This is a genomic window from Corallincola luteus, assembly GCF_004336975.1.
GTDB lineage: Bacteria > Pseudomonadota > Gammaproteobacteria > Enterobacterales > Neiellaceae > Corallincola > Corallincola holothuriorum.
Map to the genome: position 1 here is coordinate 471,919 of NZ_SJXE01000001.1, position 16,538 is coordinate 488,456.

Genomic DNA, 16,538 nt, shown 5'->3' on the forward strand with positions numbered 1-16,538 from the left:
AAAGATAACCTGCATTAAAACAGGTTGTTAGCCTATTTGTTTTGCTGCTTTGTTGTTATCTGTCGGGTAGTAGCGTAGCGGGGCAAAGATGAAAAATAACAACTTTTATCGTGTTGAAAGGGCAAATGGTTGCAGTTTGTTGTTGCTGGGGCAAAAGGGAAATTGTTGGTGATATGGTCAGGAGAGTTCCTGACCATGCAAAAAAATTATAACGGCGGTTTACTTAGGCGTGATATCCGCCTTTAACACCTTTGGCGGTGATGCTGACCGCATCATGGGCATGTAAGCTTTCGTAGTGATTCACGCGCAGCAGAAAGTCTTTGTATTCGGCATGTTGGTTTAACAGATGCTTGAGGCGACGGGCGGCATCTTCACAGAACATCAGGTTCTGGCCGTTTAGGCGAGCAAACTCCTGTTCGTCTACCCGTTTCACCGCGGCTTGTACGGGTGTTTGTAAGGCATCTTCGATCTGGTCAATTAGCTGGCGTAACGGGAAACCTAAGTTGGCGTTATCTAGCTTAACCTTGACGTCAGCAATGCTGCGTTGACTATGTGGCGTTGCAACAACACCTTCTGTCGTGCCTAACCAAGCATGCATCTCTGCCCGATTAATGCTGCCTTGGCCGCTAAATTTTGCTTCAAAGGCGTCCTGAATGAGCTGTCGCGCCAAGGCGGCGGAGCAAGGGCATGTCGATGAATAGGGGACTTGTACACCCATCTCAATACTGAGTTCACCCTGCTTAAGCTCACCTGTTAGTGTGACCGGGTAGGCTTTCCAGCCCTGCTTACCGCTGATCAGTGACTTCCGGCGCATATGGTAGTCGAAGGTAAAAGAGACTTTGGCGTGATCGCTAAGCTCATCATGGCTCGTGATGAAGTTGTCCAGCAGGGTCATCAGTGCCTGGCTATTCAGTGTGCCTTCGGTAGATAGGGTATCCAGCAGCAGGTAGAGACGGGACATGTGGATCCCTTTTGCTTTCGGACGGGTCAAGTTTACGAAAGCACCGACATGAGCGCTGACTTGCCGTGGCGCTTCCCCACGCACTTCTACCATCAGTGGTAGCTCGATATTGTCCATTCCAACCCAGTCTAATGTTCCCTCTGTTTGGGCACTGGCGTGGTTGGCGATATCTGGCATGATGGATGGCATCGGGGTACTCCACTGGGCGCTAACTGGCGAAAATTTCTGCTAAATTGCCATGGCGGTTAAAAAAAGAGCGTCTTTATATCACAAAAATGAGACGCTGTTGAATCTCTCCCCGTTTCGGGGCAGCTATTATAAAGGGCTTTGACCAACATAAACACCGCTGAATCTTGTGGCTTTTAGGGCGACAAGATCGACTTTCCAATTAACGACGTTTCAAGGATGGTGCCATGAAATTGTGGGCACAACGCTTTATCAATTTGATGACGGAAATTGGCGTATTGCGCCTGACGCTGGTTGTTGCTGGCTCCATTATTGTTTTGGGGATTGCGATCAACGTTTCTTTGCGCCTAGCGATTAGCGGTGATGTGGATACTCTGGATATCGCCAGAGCTCTCCTACTGGGCTTTATTCTGACTCCGCCCACGGTTTTTCTTTTTGTACTTGTGGTGCGCGAACTTGATCTGTCCCGTCGACGTACTGATCGCCTGCGGGCAAAAGATCGTGAGAAGGCGGAGAAGCTGGAACATCAACTTATCTTGCTGGAAGCGGAAAATGCCGAACGGGTGAAGGCCGAGCAGGCGTTAGCGGAGGTGGTTGCTGAGATGGAAGCTGAAGTGATGCAGCGCCGTCAGGCAGAGATAAAGGCGGCAGAACAGAGTGCAAAACTGGGATCTTTGATTGATAGCTCACCCGATGTGATCTTCTATCGTGATGACAATGGCTATTTTTCTAGCTGCAATCGGGCTGCTGAATTGCTCTTGGGGCGAACTCGTGAGGAACTTGTGGGTCTTACTCCTGCTGATGTGTATCCCGAACGGCTAGCTGAACAAGTGGTTCAAACTGACGCGGCGGTCATGGCGAGTAATCGGCCGCTGAAGTTTGAGCAGTGGATGCGTTACCCCGACGGTCGTAAGACCTTGTTTGAATTTAGTAAAGTGCCTTTTTTTGGCGCTAAAGGTGAGCGCCTTGGGTTGGTGGCATTCGGTCGTGATATTACCGAAAGAAAACAGGCCGCGGATTTACTGACTAAAGCAAGTAATGAGAAAGCTGAATTTATTGCCACCATTAGCCATGAACTGCGTACACCATTAAATGGCATTGTCGGTTTAAGTCGTATTTTGCGTGATACCGAGTTGTCAGCCGAGCAGTTGCGATATGTCGACACGATTTATCTCAGTGCAGAAACCCTTGGGGTCATCTTTAATGACATTGTTGATCTTGACCGTTTAGACCGACAACAACTTAAGCTTAATCCGACGCGGGTAGCATTTAAGGCGTTATTGGCTGAAGTTGAAAACATGGGAGTGCTACTGGCACAACAATATGGCGTCAGCTTCCGCTGTCGCTGGGATCCTGAGCTGCCAGAGTATGTGGAAGCGGATGGTGCGAGATTGCGCCAAGTGTTATGGAATTTGCTCGGTAATGCGGTGAAATTTACGCCGCAGGGGTTTGTTGCGCTGAGTGCAACCTTAACCCGAGAGGACGATACCAACGTCTATTTGCAGTTTGAGATCGAGGATACTGGTCTGGGAATACCGGACGAAGAGCAGAAAAAGATCTTCGCAATGTATTACCAGGGCAGCCGCCAAGGACATCACACCGGCACTGGAAGTGGTATAGGCTTAGCTATATCACAGCAATTAGTTCGAGCCATGGGCTCGGAGATTAAGCTTCGCAGTGAAGTGGATGTGGGAAGCTGTTTTTCTATTCAGTTGACGCTACCAAAACTGGAAGCACCGGAGAGTCATGTGTTAACAGATGAAGCGAAAAAGGTACCAGCATTGAATATCCTGTTGGTCGAAGATATTGAACTCAATGTGCTGGTTGCCAAAACTCTACTGGAGAAAATGGGTCACACAATCAGTGTCGCGATGGATGGCCAGAGTGCGTTGACGGCGGCGTCGGAGATACCTGATCTGGTATTGCTGGATATTCAATTGCCAGATATGAGTGGTTTTGATGTGGCAGAGAAACTTAAGGCTGATCCACTGACGGCTGATATTCCCCTTGTTGCTTTGACCGCCAATACGGTTAAGGACAAAACTCGCTACGAGGAGTGCGGTATTGTTGATATCGTAACTAAGCCAATTCAGATGAACGTGCTGCACAGTGCATTAGCTAAGCTATTCGCTCCCGCAGGTACTGCGGTGCCAACAGCTTCGCAAGCAGATGATGCGCTGGATGACATTTTAGATATTGAAATGTTGCAGCAGTACAGTGAGGTAATTGGTGCGGGTGCTCTTTTGAACAGTGTTGAGTTACTGGAAACCTTGATGCCAGAGTACCTGGAAATTTTGGAATCCAATTTAACCGCTGAAGATAAGAGCGCAGTGGCATCAGAAGCCCATAAAATTAAGGGTGCAGCGGGCTCTGTGGGATTGAAGCGGGTACAACAGATCGCAGCTAAAGCTCAGCAGAAAGATGAACCGGCTTGGTGGGAAAATGTCCCCGATTGGGTGGATGCAATGAAGCATCACTACCCACAAGATTTAGTGGTACTAAAGCGTTGGCTGACAGAGGCTGAAGCCGCTGAAAGTGAATGATGTTCTCTTGTGGATAGCGAGCAATAAAAAAGGGCCTGCTCAGGCCCTTTTTTGATGCCATCAATTTTCGATAACTAACCTAGTGAACCGCTAAAACGATAGCCTTCACCGTGAATAGTAGCGATCACTTCAGGGGTGCCTGGGACGCTTTCAAAGTGCTTACGAATGCGCCGGATGGTGACATCGACAGTACGGTCGTTTGGACGTAACTCGCGGCCAGTCATCTCTTTTAAGAGCTGGGCTCTAGTTAGGATCTTGCCAGGGTTCTTCAGGAACAGTTGTAACGCTCTAAACTCACTACGTGGCAGTTTGAACGCATTGCCGTCAGAGCCGGTCAGCATGCGACTATTTACATCGAGCAGCCAGCCTTCAAATTTATATTGGTCTGGCTCGTCACCGTCGATTTCAGACTGGTGCAAGGTGCGTTGTAATAGGTTCCGAGCCCGAATAGTCAGCTCGCGCGGATTAAATGGCTTGGTGATGTAATCATCTGCGCCAATTTCCAGGCCAAGGATCTTATCAACTTCATTATCCCGGCCTGTCAGGAAAATGAGTGCCATATCGGTTTTTTCGCGGAGTTCACGAGCAAGCAATAGGCCATTTTTCCCTGGCAGGTTGATATCCATGATCACCAGATCTACCACGCCTTTCTCTAGGCTTTGGTACATCTCTTCGCCATCACTGGCTTCAATGACCTGATAACCTTCGGCTTCAAACAGTGTGCGTAACGTGTTTCTGGTGACCAGTTCGTCTTCGACGATCAATATTTTTGGGATTTCCATGCGTCTTTTTCCGCGTGTCAATTTCTGTTAATTCGACCGGCCGGTCGGGTACTACATTAACGTAATGCCCAACGTTAGAGTGCCTAATTCTTTAATTGTTCCATAACCAACTGTTAGCAAACGTAAACATGGTCAAACAATAGTCATTCAATCTTAGCTTGGTTACATTAACTTAACAAATGTGTTTGATTTGTATCCGCCACAGAGGGCTGCTTTGTTTCTGTATCGGTCAAAGGTATCATCATCTTGAGTCGAATACCTTGCTCCGGCTCAGTCTCTAGCTCTAACTTTCCACCGAGTACTTGTTGCACCAAACTTTGTACTATGTACATGCCCAGACCGCTACCGCCGCTCTCTTTCGCTGTGGTGAAATAGGGCGAAAAGACTTGTGCTTTGACTTCTTGGCTCATGCCGCGGCCGTTATCTTCGTAGATTACCGTTAAATAATCTTTATCCATGGTTACTTGAATAACTATGGTGCCTTGGCTGATATCTTTAAACCCATGCTTGAGTGAATTTAAAACCAAATTGATTAAAATTTGACTAATGGCACCCGGTTTACTGGTGATGGTCAGCTCTTGGTCGCATATCACCTCAATAATATGCCTGCTTTTTTTTAATTTGGGTTTGAGCGTTAACAAAACTTCGTCAATAAAGTGATGAACTTCAAAGGTTCGATCCTGCTCTGAGCATTGGTCCACTGCGACATGTTTAAAGCTTTCGATTAATTGGCAGGCTCGCTGCAAGTTTCTGGTGAGAATATTAAAGGCTTCGTCCGACAGTGATAGAAACTGGTTCAGTCGTCGTTGCGATAACTCTCCGTGCTCCAGTGAGTGCTTTAGTTCGCTAAGCGCCTGCTGCATCGAAGTTGATGTTGTGATGCCAAGACCAAGCGGTGTATCTAATTCATGAGCAATGCCTGCGACCATCTGCCCTAATTTGTGCAACTTCTCTTTTTCCAGCATCTGTCCCTGATACAGGTGCAGCTTTTCTAAGGTTTGTAGCAGTTCGCTGTTCGCTTGTTTCAGCGCGAAGGTGCGCTCGGTGACTTTATCTTCCAGGCTTTGGTTTAACTGGCGTATCTCTTGTTCCGCTTGCTGTTGTTTCTCCAAACGCCGGGATACCCGAGACAACATGCGATTAAAGGCATTGCCAAGAAAGTCCAGCTCTTGCACCTCAAGGGTCGGTGCCCTGAGCGCATAATCTTTGTTTAAGTCGACCTGTTGCACGAGGCTGATCAACGTGTCGATAGGCTGACTAAAACGCCGCTGTAGTTGTAGCGTAATGAGTAAGGCGAATATTGAAGCCACGAGAATAATGGTGAGTGCCTGATAAAGGTTATTCCAAAGCCGTTGATTGAGAGTATCGAGGGAAATACGCAGATAGCTGAAGCCAAGTAGTTCACCTTCAAACGATATCTCTGATGTTATTTCTATGGTGTCTGCGGTGATCCTAGGCTGTTTTAATGCGCGTAGCTGACTGTCAGTAAACGTATTGGGAAGCACTCCGCTGCGGGTGTAGCCAGCGAAAAAATTGAGTTGCTGCGTGTACCGGTCTAACTGATAGGTTTGTGCAGATTGCAGAAACTTATAAACTGAAAGCGCTCTAAGCTGCCGTGTTTCTAAAGCCGGCTTATTATCAACGATAGTATCTTGGGCGTGGTCAGCCGTTAACTTGGCAAGGGTCTGGAGTTGTTCAAGAAGGTCTTGTCGCTGGGTTTGGTAATCGAAGTATTGGTTGATACCCAACGCGATCGCTAACGAGCTCGTCGTGATCAGCATAACGACCATGATCAACGAGCCGCGGATAGAACGGCTGGGAGCGCCTGTGCCCATAGCTTTCCTATAAAAGACGGGATTAATCTCAGTCTAGCGAATAAGTCTTTGTTGAAGCAAAGCATTTGCCTCTGAAACGTCACATTAATCACTATAATGGTAAGCGCATGGTTAGCGCGATAGAGATACATAAGGAGAACAGAGTGATGAGTGATTGGGATCTGTATAAACAGACCTGTTTTTTGATGGCGCAGCCGTTGGCTCCAGAACTGAGCTTTGCTGTGATCACTGCGCATAACCCACAAGGCGACAAAGTCAGCGAGACCTATAATCGTTTGCTCGACTATCGACTGCAGCAAGATATCGTGCGACTCAATGTGCCCTACCGTGAGTTATGGGGTAGCGCGCCAGACCTCTCTCATCGGGAAAAAAGCTGGGCTGTACTGGCGGAGAAATCGATAATGCTCACTCTTGCTCGGGCATATCAGCAAAATGCTATCTATTGGGTAGATGCCAATCAGCTCTATCTAACGCCATGTTTATTGAAAGATCAGAGTGAAGAGCATATCGGTACGTTTAGCCAGCGGGTGATCGTGTCGACGTAGTAGGTTAAGCGGCGGGTAAGAGCATCTCATGGTAGAGCGAAACGTAATTTTTGGCGGTTTCTTCCCAGCAAAAACGATACGCCATGCCGTTTTGTTGCAGTTGCTTGAACGCTTCAGGTGCGTCATTAAACAGGGTTAGAGCCTGCATCAGCAGATCGAGTAACGCATCAGGTTCAGGGTGGCTGAAGACAAACCCGGTGGCGTCATCAATGCTGCCATTGGACTTGACCGGTTTTACCGTGTCTTTTAAGCCGCCGACTCCGCGAACAATGGGCGGCGTGCCGTAGGCCAGACTATACATTTGGGTTAAGCCGCAAGGCTCAAACAGGGATGGCATGAGGAAGTAGTCTGCGCCCGCCTGCACCCAATGTGCGATCTTGCTTGTGTAACCTTCTCGAAATATCAATTTGTCAGGGTATTGGGCTTCCAGCGCTCGCAAATTATCTGCCAGCTCTTGTTCGCCTGAGCCGATGATCACAACTTGGACATTTTGCTCTAAAAAACGCTGCAGAGCAGGTAGCAGGAGATGAAACCCTTTTTGCCCGGTAAGCCGGCTGACCATGCCGAACAGTGGGGTATCTGCTTGCTCAGGTAAGCCAACATACTGTTGTAAATGTGCCTTACACTCAGCCTTCCCGGCTAAATTATGTTGATCATAGGCTTTGGGAAGCAGTGAGTCTGTGGCCGGGTTCCAGTCGTCGTAATTACAGCCGTTTAAGATGCCACTGAAGTCGCGGTGGCGATGTTGGAACAGCGACAATATATGGTGGGAACCTAACGGCGTGAGTAACTCTGCTGCATAAGAGGGACTGACGGCATTAATCTTATCCGCCGTAAGCAAGCCGCATTTTAGGAAGTTTATTTTATTCCCTTGCTCCATATGATCACTACTTAAAGCAGAGATAAAGCGTTGATGGAACGGGATGCTGTCAAGGTCGAAAACCCCCTGATAGGCGGCGTTATGCAGCGTAAGCAGGGTACGCGTGCGATAGAAAAATTGATTATCTGCTAACTCATTACGTAAGAAAAACGGCGCCATCGCCGTATGCCAATCATTGCAGTGAATAATATCTGGGGCAAAGTCCAGACTTTGGGTGATTTGTAATGCAGCCATCGAAAAGAAAGCAAAACGTTCGCCATTATCCTGATACGCGTGATAACCGTTGTCATAAAGCCCCTGGCGGGAGAAATAGGGCGGATAGTCGACGCTATAAACAGGCACATCACCTAAGTGCAATTGGTGGATATTGTAGAGGTACTGCAAATTGCCTAATTGGAGAGACAGCTCACTGTGCAGGTGGTTATCTTCTTTAAGACGCTCTTGTACCTGGGGATAAAAGGGGCAGACAATACGCACGTCATGACCCAGGCGAGTCAACGCTTGCGGCAATGCCTTTGCCACATCAGCTAAGCCACCTGTTTTTGCTAGATCCTCAACTTCAGTAGCGAGAAAAAGGATCTTGAGCTTTCTGTCAGAAACCAATACGACTGCCTTTAGGAATTACTACAATACCGCTCGGCGACACTTTATAGCGTTCCTTATCGGCGTCAAGGTCTTCGCCTATTATCACGCCATCGGCAATCTCGACATCTTTATCGATAAGCGCTCGGCTGATACGGCAATTCTGGCCGATGGCGCTGTCCCCCAGAAATACCACATCGGTAAGTTCTGTTCCTGGTTGTACATCGACATTAAACCCAAGTACGCAACGCCTTACTTTGGCACCACGTATGACGCAGCCGGATGCCACCATCGATTTACTGACTTCGCTGCGTTGGCCATCGGTGCTGTCGAGATATTTGGCCGGCGGCACGGGTGGGTGATATGAGCGCAGCGGCCATTTGGGGTTAAACAGATCTAACGGAGGATCGTCTGCCAGCAGATCCATATTGGATTGCCAGAAGCTATCTATGGTACCGACATCGCGCCAGTAGGCTGTGCTATTGGGTTCATTGGGAATAACGTTGGATGCGAAGTCGTAGACGTAAACGGGGTGGGTTTGGTAAAGCTTGGTTAAAATATCCAGGCCAAAATCGTGGGTAGAACCAGGCTCTTTCGCATCGGCTTTTAATGCTGCAAACAGGGTCTGGGTATCGAACACATAGTTACCCATAGACGCCAGTACATGCTCTGGATCGCCGGGTATGGTTGGTGGATTATTTTGTGGCTTCTCGACGAAGCCAGTCATCCGCCCCTGTTCATCTACCTGAACGACGCCGTATAGATGAGCTTCAGCAACGGGCACTTTAATGGCTGCCACGGTGAGCTGAGCACTGCGCCGTTTATGAAAGTCGATCATCTGCCGTATATCCATCTTATAGATGTGATCGCTGCCGAAAATACAGACCTGGTCGGGATCGTGGATCTCGATTAAACGCATATTTTGGTATATTGCGTCCGCAGTCCCTTCATACCACCGTTTACCCATGCGCATCTGCGCCGGAATAGGGTCAATAAAGTGATCGGTCAGGCTGGACAGGTACCAAGCTTGGCGCAGATGAACGTTGAGAGACTGAGATTTAAATTGCGTCAGTACATAGATCTTTAATAGATCGGAATTGACGAAATTGTTGAGAGCAAAATCGATGAGGCGATACCCGCCGCCAAATGGAACCGCGGGTTTGGTCCGGGTTTCCGTCAGTGGATAGAGACGAGTCCCTGCCCCACCGGCTAATATAACGGACAAAATACCAGCCATGAAAAACACTCCGTATTGTTCTATTTGCCACAAATAGGCGGGGATCCTGCCAGATCTGACTGCCTAAGATTTGGTCGCTGAGTACACTTTAAACTGTCGATTTTCAGATAACACCCTGCAGTTCCCAAAAATGCGAACTATCTGCTCGGCGTAGGGCAAAAACCCATTGGCGACGATACGCAATTCGCCTGCGGCGTTTAACCTAGCATATGCCTGCTTAAACAGGTTGGCGCTGATATCGTAATCGGTAGCTAGCCCTTGGTGGAAAGGGGGATTGGAAATGACCAGGTCAAATTGATCTTCGGTATTGGTCAGTAGATCCGAGGCGACGACGGTCGTTTGATAGCCATTGTGAATGGCCGTTTGCTTTGTTGCTGCCAAGGCCATTGCGTTGACGTCACAGCTGGTTAGCTCAAGTTTGGGCGAGTGGTAATGCAGCGCCGTTGTGATCACGCCTGCACCACAGCCTATATCGACAGCGCGCCCTTGATATGGTGGGGATTGCTCTAGCGTCTGCAGCAATAGCAAGGTGCCAGCGTCTAATTTTCCATGATTAAACACCCCAGGTAAGCTGGCGCAATCGAACGATTGTTGCTGAAAAGGCACGGAAAAATATTGGAATTGATAAGAGCTGCTTTTTGCGGCAGAGGTGATGTTGCTGAAAAATAGAGAGCAGCGTCTTGCGCTGTCGCTCTTGTGGCACCTATAGCCGAGGCTTTTTAACACTTTTGCGGCACTATTAATGCCACCTCTATTTTCACCAACGAGCCAAAGCTCTGCGCCATCAGCTAGCAAAGGGAGTGTTTGGGTAAGCAGTAATTCAGCATGCGCTTTGGCTTTTGGCCAGCATAGGATGGCCTGTGACCAAGGATGGCAGCCATTGGCTGGCGTATCGCCGAAGCTAACGTCCGCGCCATTGGTTTCGAGCCGCTTCGCGGTGATCAAGTCAGTGGTGAAAAAATGGGCAGCAATATCAGCTTGTTTAAGTTCAAACGATAAATTGTCCGCAGGGGGGTTGATGAGTAATAAGGGCGCTTTAGTTAGCTGCGCCAGATTACGCATTACTATCTCACTGATTGGTGACAACGACGACATGTTGGGCTCCTGCTTAAGCGCTAGGGATTGTCGCTAATGTCTGCTAGATCTGCAAATTGTGATCTATATTAAGTCAATAATTGGCGATTAAGCTGTTGATAACTAATATAGAGATATTCTCCCAACAAGTTTGCTCCCCTTTGTCTTGATTGTGGCTGCCATAGCCAAGGACGGTGATGAAAGGATTGATGCTTCCATTTATCTTGTTGCTATCGCTCTGTGTTCCCACCACAGCGTGGGCGGCAGATATTGCTGTCGTGGCTCATCCATCCGTGCAAACCGACGCACTGACCGTTAAAGAACTTAAATCCATTTTTTCCATGCGACTGACTGCCTGGTCCGAAGGGCAGATGATCGCAGTCTACGTGCTGCCAAAACAAAATCGTCTCCATGAAACATTCTGTCGCAGTTATCTGGAGCTCTTTAGCTATCAATTGGAGCGATCTTGGAATCGACTTGTTTATTCAGGCTTTGGTCAGGCGCCCAAGCAGATGGCGACGTCAGAAGAGCTGCGCGACGCAGTCGCAACGACCCCTGGTGCTATTGGCTATATCAAGAAGGAGGACGTGGATGACAGTGTCAAAATTATCCTTATTGATTAGCCTGACTGCGTTGTACTCATCGTTCGCATCGGCGGAAAATGATTGGTTAGACAGAGTGCAGACCCATGGCTTTTTCTCGCAAGGGGCGGTGTATACCGACGACAACGGTTTTGTCGAAGATGACAACGGTTGGTCAGAACGCCAAACCGAGATTGGCGTTAATGCGTCCTGGCAAATTGATAACAATTGGCGTGTGGCCGGTCAGGTGGTTTATCTCAATGGCGGCAACCGCTATCCGGAAGGGGTGCGTTTAGACTATTTTCTGTTGGATCGATTAGCTTATCGCGGAGAGGACGATGAGGTTCATCTGCAATTAGGCCGGTATAAAAACCAACATGGCCTCTATCGGGACAGTCGTGACGTGCCTGCGGCACAACCGAGCATATTTTTACCTCAGTCTATCTACTGGGATATGTACCGCGATCAAACTTTAAATACCGATGGCTTGTCCCTGCTTGGTTTTCATCAACTCGAAGCGGGAAGTTTCGAATGGCAGTTCAGTGGTGGTGCGACTGATATTCACGATGATATGGAAAAGTGGGTACTTGGTTCTGAGTCAAGCGGTAAATATCAGGAGGACTGGGTGGTGCAGGGCTCCGGCTATTTCACTACCGCTGACGGAGCTTGGACGGCTGGGCTGAGTGTCCTCCGCTCCAATCTTGATTTTCATGCGGACGATGGTTCGCAAGCATTTTCCGGACAAACCTACGTTTGGGAGTCAATCGCGTCGCTACGTTATAGTGCAGCGACTTGGGAAGCGACCTTTGAGTATATTGACGATCAATTCAAGCTTTATGGTCTCTACTATCCTGGGTTTCGCGACCGTTCTCACAGTGATGGCTACTATCTGCAGCTGCGCTACTTCCTCACCCCTGAGTTGACCTTGTTGGGGCGTTACGATGCGAAATACTTAAACAAAGATGATCGTGATGGCAGCGATTTTGAGCAAGCCACTGGTGCGCCGAGTTATTTTATGTACAGCAAGGATTGGACTGTCGGGCTAACCTATGAGGTAGCTGAAGATTGGTTGGTGCGCGGTGAGTACCACTATGTAGATGGCTCTGCCTGGCTACCGCCTCATCTCTACCCTGATGTGGTTACCCATGATCAGAAATATTGGAATCTGTTTGCTATACAGGTTTCCTATAGCTTTTAACTGTGTCGACTAGGAAGAGTATGCAACGTCGATTCATCAGTATTCGCTGGCAGTTCTCTGTCGGTCTCGTTTTTCTACTTACGGTGTTGGTGGTTAGCCTGCACCTGTTATCTATTTCTCGGATGGAAGATCAGCTGGAAACTCAGTTGGTCAATTCAAATATCGCGCAGCAAAAGACTTTTCTGACATTGTCCGAGATGATGGGTGATCGGCTGATCGAATTTAGCGACATTGTGCTTGGAGAACCTGATCTGGATATGTTGAGTACAGATCAGGGCAAACAGCTGCTACTGCAGGCCGTTGATGACTATTGGGCAGCCAATCAGTTGATTTGGCGTCTAGAGTCCGCTTGGTTGTTTAGCGCTAACCGTGAGCAATGGGGAAGCTGGGGCGATGTCTCGCAGCCCCCTCCTTGGATCTGGCTAGAAGAGATTATGGTGAAAGTTGACTATGTCTCTCGCATCGGTTGTGCTCAGCGCTGCGTCTATTACATCGGCGTACCAGTGAATTTAGGCAAGCAAGGCATTGGTGCGCTGGTGGTGTCTTTGTCGCTGATGGATCTGGTGATCGCCCTGCGTCACTCCCACAAAATTGACCTTGCCATTGTCACTCAGCGACAAGCAACTGCGCAGGATCAGCTCCCCTATTTGAATGGCTGGAATGTCGGTATCTCTTCACTTTCTTCGAAGGATCGCTTTCTGCCCATACTGGAAGAGACTGCGGCAAAGGTACCATTAGATCGGTTGTTTGAGGGCGGTATTACTGCCGTCGCAGAAGATAACATTCGGCTGTCTGCGGTCAAAATCAGTGACAAAGTGGCGCATCTAAATGATGGTTATCTTATCCTGATTGACGATATTTCTGTGCAGAAAGCGGAGATTGAACGTTTTCGCGATAACAGCGTACTGCTTTCTGCCATGGTGATGTTGGGTGGTTTACTGTTGGGCTTGATCCCTATTTCACATGTCGTGGCCAGAACCAATGTGCTGGCAAAGATGATGCCGATGGTTGCCGAGCAGAAGTTTGAACAGGTCAGGGCGCTATTGACTCGCCGGCGTCGGCTTTATCGTGATGAATTTACTGTATTGGAAAGCGCCGCTGAAACTCTTAACGAACAACTTGAAAGTCTTGGGCACAAAGTAGAAAAACGAACTCATCAGCTTGAACGGATGGCGATGTACGATGAACTCACCGGGTTACCTAATCGACACTTACTGTTGCAAACGCTGCGAGACGACGTACTCAATATCGGCACTGATTATCAACAGTTAGCTGTGGTGCTTATCGATCTCGATGAGTTCAAACGGATCAATGACACTTTGGGGCATGATGCAGGGGATGAGCTGTTGAAGGATATCGCTCAACGCCTGCAGCGCTTTGAGCACCTCGCTCGTGAGACGGTGTTTTTGGGGCGTTTTGGTGATGATGAGTTCACCCTGCTGCTTAAACTGCAAGACGATGAGCAGCTGACTCGCCAGTTACAACAGATCCGAGAGGTAATAAGAGAGCCGGTTAATTTACGGAATGAGACCTTGGTGATTAATGGCAGCTTTGGCATTGCATTGGCTGATTCCGGGCAGCTAACGGCTGAGGAGTTAATGCGCCAGGCTGATACCGCACTTTATCAAGCCAAGTCGAATGGTAAGAATCAATATCGCTTTTTTGATCCGGCAATGGCTGCTGATGCTTATAAGCGTTTGGCGATGGAATCGGAGCTGCGACGTGCTGTACAAGAAAAAGAATTTTGCCTGTTTTTGCAGCCACAAATTGCCTTGACCGGTCGGAAGTTGGTGGGTTTTGAAGCCTTGATCCGTTGGCGTCATCCAGAAAAAGGTCTGGTTTTTCCCGATGAGTTTATTCCGCAACTGGAGAACAGTGAGCATATTGTCGCTGTGGGTTATTGGACCATCGAGCACAGTATGGCGATCCTGCAACAGCTAAAACTGCAGGGACTTCCCGATATTAAGATCGCTATCAATTTAACCTCGCATCAGTTTGATGATGAAAAGTTGGGGGCCTTTATTTCAGATAACCTGGCCAGATATGGTTTGAAAGAGGCGCAGATTGAACTGGAACTGACTGAAAATACCTTGATTGGGGATATCGATAAAGTGCTGACCCAGATGCAGGAGCTGAGAAAGCGTGGCGTTTCCCTGGCGATTGATGACTTCGGTACGGGCTACTCTTCACTAGAGTATTTGCGTCGCTTACCTGTAAACATTCTGAAGATTGACCGCTCTTTTGTGATGGATCTGGACAACGATGAAACGGATCGGCAATTAGTACAAACTATTTTGGCGATGGCGAAAAATATGCATATGGATGTCGTGGCTGAGGGGATTGAGAAACATAGTCATATCGACTTTTTGGCGGAAAGAGGCTGCGGCTATGGGCAGGGCTACTTTATATGTCGGCCAATCGATGAGTTGCAGCTGATGATCGCAATTGATAAGCATCTGATCGACGGCCGTTGGCTTGGCTGATTGCGCGTCGTTATGGTTTTAGGAGATGTCATTGTCGTTAGCGGGGTTCTCTGTTTCTTCTGTTGTTTCTGTGCTAACTGGCGCTTCTGATCCATCTGCTTGCTCTATTTGAGCTTGTTGCTGTTCACGTACTTTTCTTTTTTCCGCTTGCCGCAATAGGTACAAGGTGTCACTTCCTAGCCGTTTACTGACGTGGGGCGGCAAATCATCCAAAAGATAATCCCCTTTCTGCTCGACCACTAGCTTGAGGTATTTGGGGATTGATAGCCCTCCAACCTTGGTGATCCTTACCTGTTCTGATAAGTGGCGCATTACCCTGTTTACCGCCGCGTTGGTAAATGCAAGCAAGGCTTTATCGTTGCGGTCGCCTGTTCTGTGGGCATACTCAATAAACTCTTTAAGATGGCGAACATGGATCAAGCGACGCATGTTGGCTGGATCCCACAAGCTAAACTCCATCTTGGGATTTAGGCGCTGATATTCGTCTATTTCGTTGTCGCCAAGGTAGGGAAAACAGTGAACTTCAAACCCCCAATCAGTAAACAGTTGATAGACCGCCAAGCGGGGCTTGTGTAGTTGTCGGGTGGCAGGATCTGTGAGTAGCTCTGAATTCCAATGTCGACGATTTAAAATATGCTTAAGGGCATGATCAAAGCCCTGTTTGAACATGCCGTCTAGATCTGCCGCTGCCGAGGCAATCTTTTGGAAAAGGGGAGGTACATCTCCCCAGGTCGCTTTGTATTTTTGTTGCGTGATCTGCTTTAGTGTCAGACCCTGAGGAGTCGATTTAGCCGTTGGCGACAATGGTTTGTTTCTCATCATGAACCTAGTCTGCCAAATATAGCGCTGTCATCTGCACTTGGCTATTGTCTGGGCCACTCAATCAGGCCGCAATTCTCCGACGTCGCATGCGCATATCTTTAATCACAAATGCTGGACGAGTTTGTTTCAGGTAACGAATTTGCTCTTCGGTCATATCGCCGACAGGTAGCTGCAATACGCGGCTGGTCAGCTTCGGACGTGCCCATTGATGAAGTGCGAAACCTTTATAGGCATCGGTTTCTTTCTCATCCGGTGCTGGATTCCGCAGCAGTACATGCGCTTCGAGTAGAGCTCTTACCGCCGGCTCATGATCTGGTAGCGTAATGGTGCTGCGACGTTGAATAAAAAACTCTCGCAGGATAGCTCGCTCTTGGTGATCTAACATTGTCACTTTTTCGTCGATCGCTTGCTTCATCTCTTGGCGACGTCGGCGGTTGAGCACCCAAGAAAAACTTTCCGAGGCGGTCTCGCAGATGAAAATTGCTGACACCAGAAAGAAAGCGATCCCCAACATGGGAGAGATCTCTTGGATAATTTCGGTCAACCCAAAACGCTCGATGATACGTGCTGGGCTAAACAACATTAAGGCGCATAGTGCCCAGATCCAAACCAATAGCTTTCTTGGTTGTAGTATTTGATTCCAGCTTAGTTGTGACATGATATTCAATTCCGTCAAAGTGATGACACTCTTCTGGATAAGCAAGCTTCGTGCCCAAAAAATTAGTTAATTAACTGCTAAGTAAGATCATGCTCCCGAATTGACAGATAGTGCTTGAGCTAGATAAAGATTATTATCTATAGTCTGTTTAAGATTAATAGCTTGCGTATG

General features: G+C 48.2%; 13 protein-coding genes. 5 read left to right on the forward strand and 8 right to left on the reverse strand.

The annotated features are described in order from the left end of the window. Positions 1-223: 223 nt before the first annotated feature. Positions 224-1,150: a GTP cyclohydrolase FolE2 gene (folE2, locus tag EZV61_RS02160; RefSeq protein WP_131414175.1), complete on the reverse strand. Its 927-nt coding sequence runs from the start codon at positions 1,148-1,150 to the stop codon at positions 224-226. A 224-nt stretch (positions 1,151-1,374) separates the two neighbouring features. Here folE2 and arcB point away from each other — a divergent pair, with 224 nt between their 5' ends. Further along, positions 1,375-3,690 carry an aerobic respiration two-component sensor histidine kinase ArcB gene (arcB, locus tag EZV61_RS02165; protein WP_131414176.1) on the forward strand — a complete coding sequence of 772 codons (2,316 nt, stop codon included), beginning with the start codon at positions 1,375-1,377 and terminating at the stop codon, positions 3,688-3,690. Between the two features lie 74 nt (positions 3,691-3,764). On the opposite strand, the gene arcA is transcribed toward arcB, so the two are convergent. Continuing rightward, positions 3,765-4,472, reverse strand: a complete 708-nt coding sequence (arcA, locus tag EZV61_RS02170) for a two-component system response regulator ArcA (protein WP_130566340.1) — start codon at positions 4,470-4,472, stop codon at positions 3,765-3,767. A 167-nt stretch (positions 4,473-4,639) separates the two neighbouring features. Further along, positions 4,640-6,307 carry a HAMP domain-containing sensor histidine kinase gene (locus EZV61_RS02175; protein ID WP_131414177.1) on the reverse strand — a complete coding sequence of 556 codons (1,668 nt, stop codon included), beginning with the start codon at positions 6,305-6,307 and terminating at the stop codon, positions 4,640-4,642. Between the two features lie 146 nt (positions 6,308-6,453). On the opposite strand from EZV61_RS02175, the gene EZV61_RS02180 reads away from it, so the two are divergent. Further along, positions 6,454-6,852 (forward strand): DUF3293 domain-containing protein, encoded by a 399-nt coding sequence (locus EZV61_RS02180; RefSeq protein WP_131414178.1) that lies wholly within the window; start codon positions 6,454-6,456, stop codon positions 6,850-6,852. 4 nt (positions 6,853-6,856) lie between these two features. Here EZV61_RS02180 and glgA read toward each other — a convergent pair whose 3' ends face one another. The 3 genes from glgA to EZV61_RS02195 all read right to left on the reverse strand — a co-directional run bounded on the left by glgA (position 6,857) and on the right by EZV61_RS02195 (position 10,646). Next, a complete protein-coding gene (gene glgA / locus EZV61_RS02185; RefSeq protein ID WP_131414179.1) occupies positions 6,857-8,335 on the reverse strand; it encodes a glycogen synthase GlgA in 1,479 nt (492 codons plus the stop codon). Continuing rightward, positions 8,325-9,551 carry a glucose-1-phosphate adenylyltransferase gene (gene glgC / locus EZV61_RS02190; RefSeq protein ID WP_114337074.1) on the reverse strand — a complete coding sequence of 409 codons (1,227 nt, stop codon included), beginning with the start codon at positions 9,549-9,551 and terminating at the stop codon, positions 8,325-8,327. The genes glgA and glgC overlap by 11 nt, the downstream gene beginning before the upstream one ends. A gap of 63 nt (positions 9,552-9,614) precedes the next feature. Beyond that, positions 9,615-10,646, reverse strand: coding sequence for a methyltransferase (locus EZV61_RS02195; protein ID WP_131414180.1), 1,032 nt, complete (start codon positions 10,644-10,646; stop codon positions 9,615-9,617). A 176-nt stretch (positions 10,647-10,822) separates the two neighbouring features. On the opposite strand from EZV61_RS02195, the gene EZV61_RS02200 reads away from it, so the two are divergent. From EZV61_RS02200 to EZV61_RS02210, 3 genes are read left to right on the forward strand one after another with little or no spacing between them, the layout of a single operon-like run. Continuing rightward, complete coding sequence (locus EZV61_RS02200; RefSeq protein WP_114337076.1) at positions 10,823-11,248, forward strand: substrate-binding domain-containing protein; 426 nt, start codon at positions 10,823-10,825, stop codon at positions 11,246-11,248. Next, positions 11,217-12,404 (forward strand): porin family protein, encoded by a 1,188-nt coding sequence (locus EZV61_RS02205; protein ID WP_114337077.1) that lies wholly within the window; start codon positions 11,217-11,219, stop codon positions 12,402-12,404. Before EZV61_RS02200 ends, EZV61_RS02205 begins: the two co-directional genes overlap by 32 nt. 20 nt (positions 12,405-12,424) lie before the next feature. Continuing rightward, positions 12,425-14,887, forward strand: a complete 2,463-nt coding sequence (locus EZV61_RS02210; RefSeq protein ID WP_131414181.1) for a putative bifunctional diguanylate cyclase/phosphodiesterase — start codon at positions 12,425-12,427, stop codon at positions 14,885-14,887. Between the two features lie 18 nt (positions 14,888-14,905). Here EZV61_RS02210 and EZV61_RS02215 read toward each other — a convergent pair whose 3' ends face one another. Both EZV61_RS02215 and EZV61_RS02220 read right to left on the reverse strand, forming a co-directional pair. Beyond that, positions 14,906-15,709 (reverse strand): hypothetical protein, encoded by an 804-nt coding sequence (locus EZV61_RS02215; RefSeq protein WP_131414182.1) that lies wholly within the window; start codon positions 15,707-15,709, stop codon positions 14,906-14,908. Between the two features lie 61 nt (positions 15,710-15,770). Then, a complete protein-coding gene (locus EZV61_RS02220) occupies positions 15,771-16,367 on the reverse strand; it encodes a superinfection exclusion B family protein (RefSeq protein WP_114337080.1) in 597 nt (198 codons plus the stop codon). Positions 16,368-16,538: the final 171 nt, after the last annotated feature.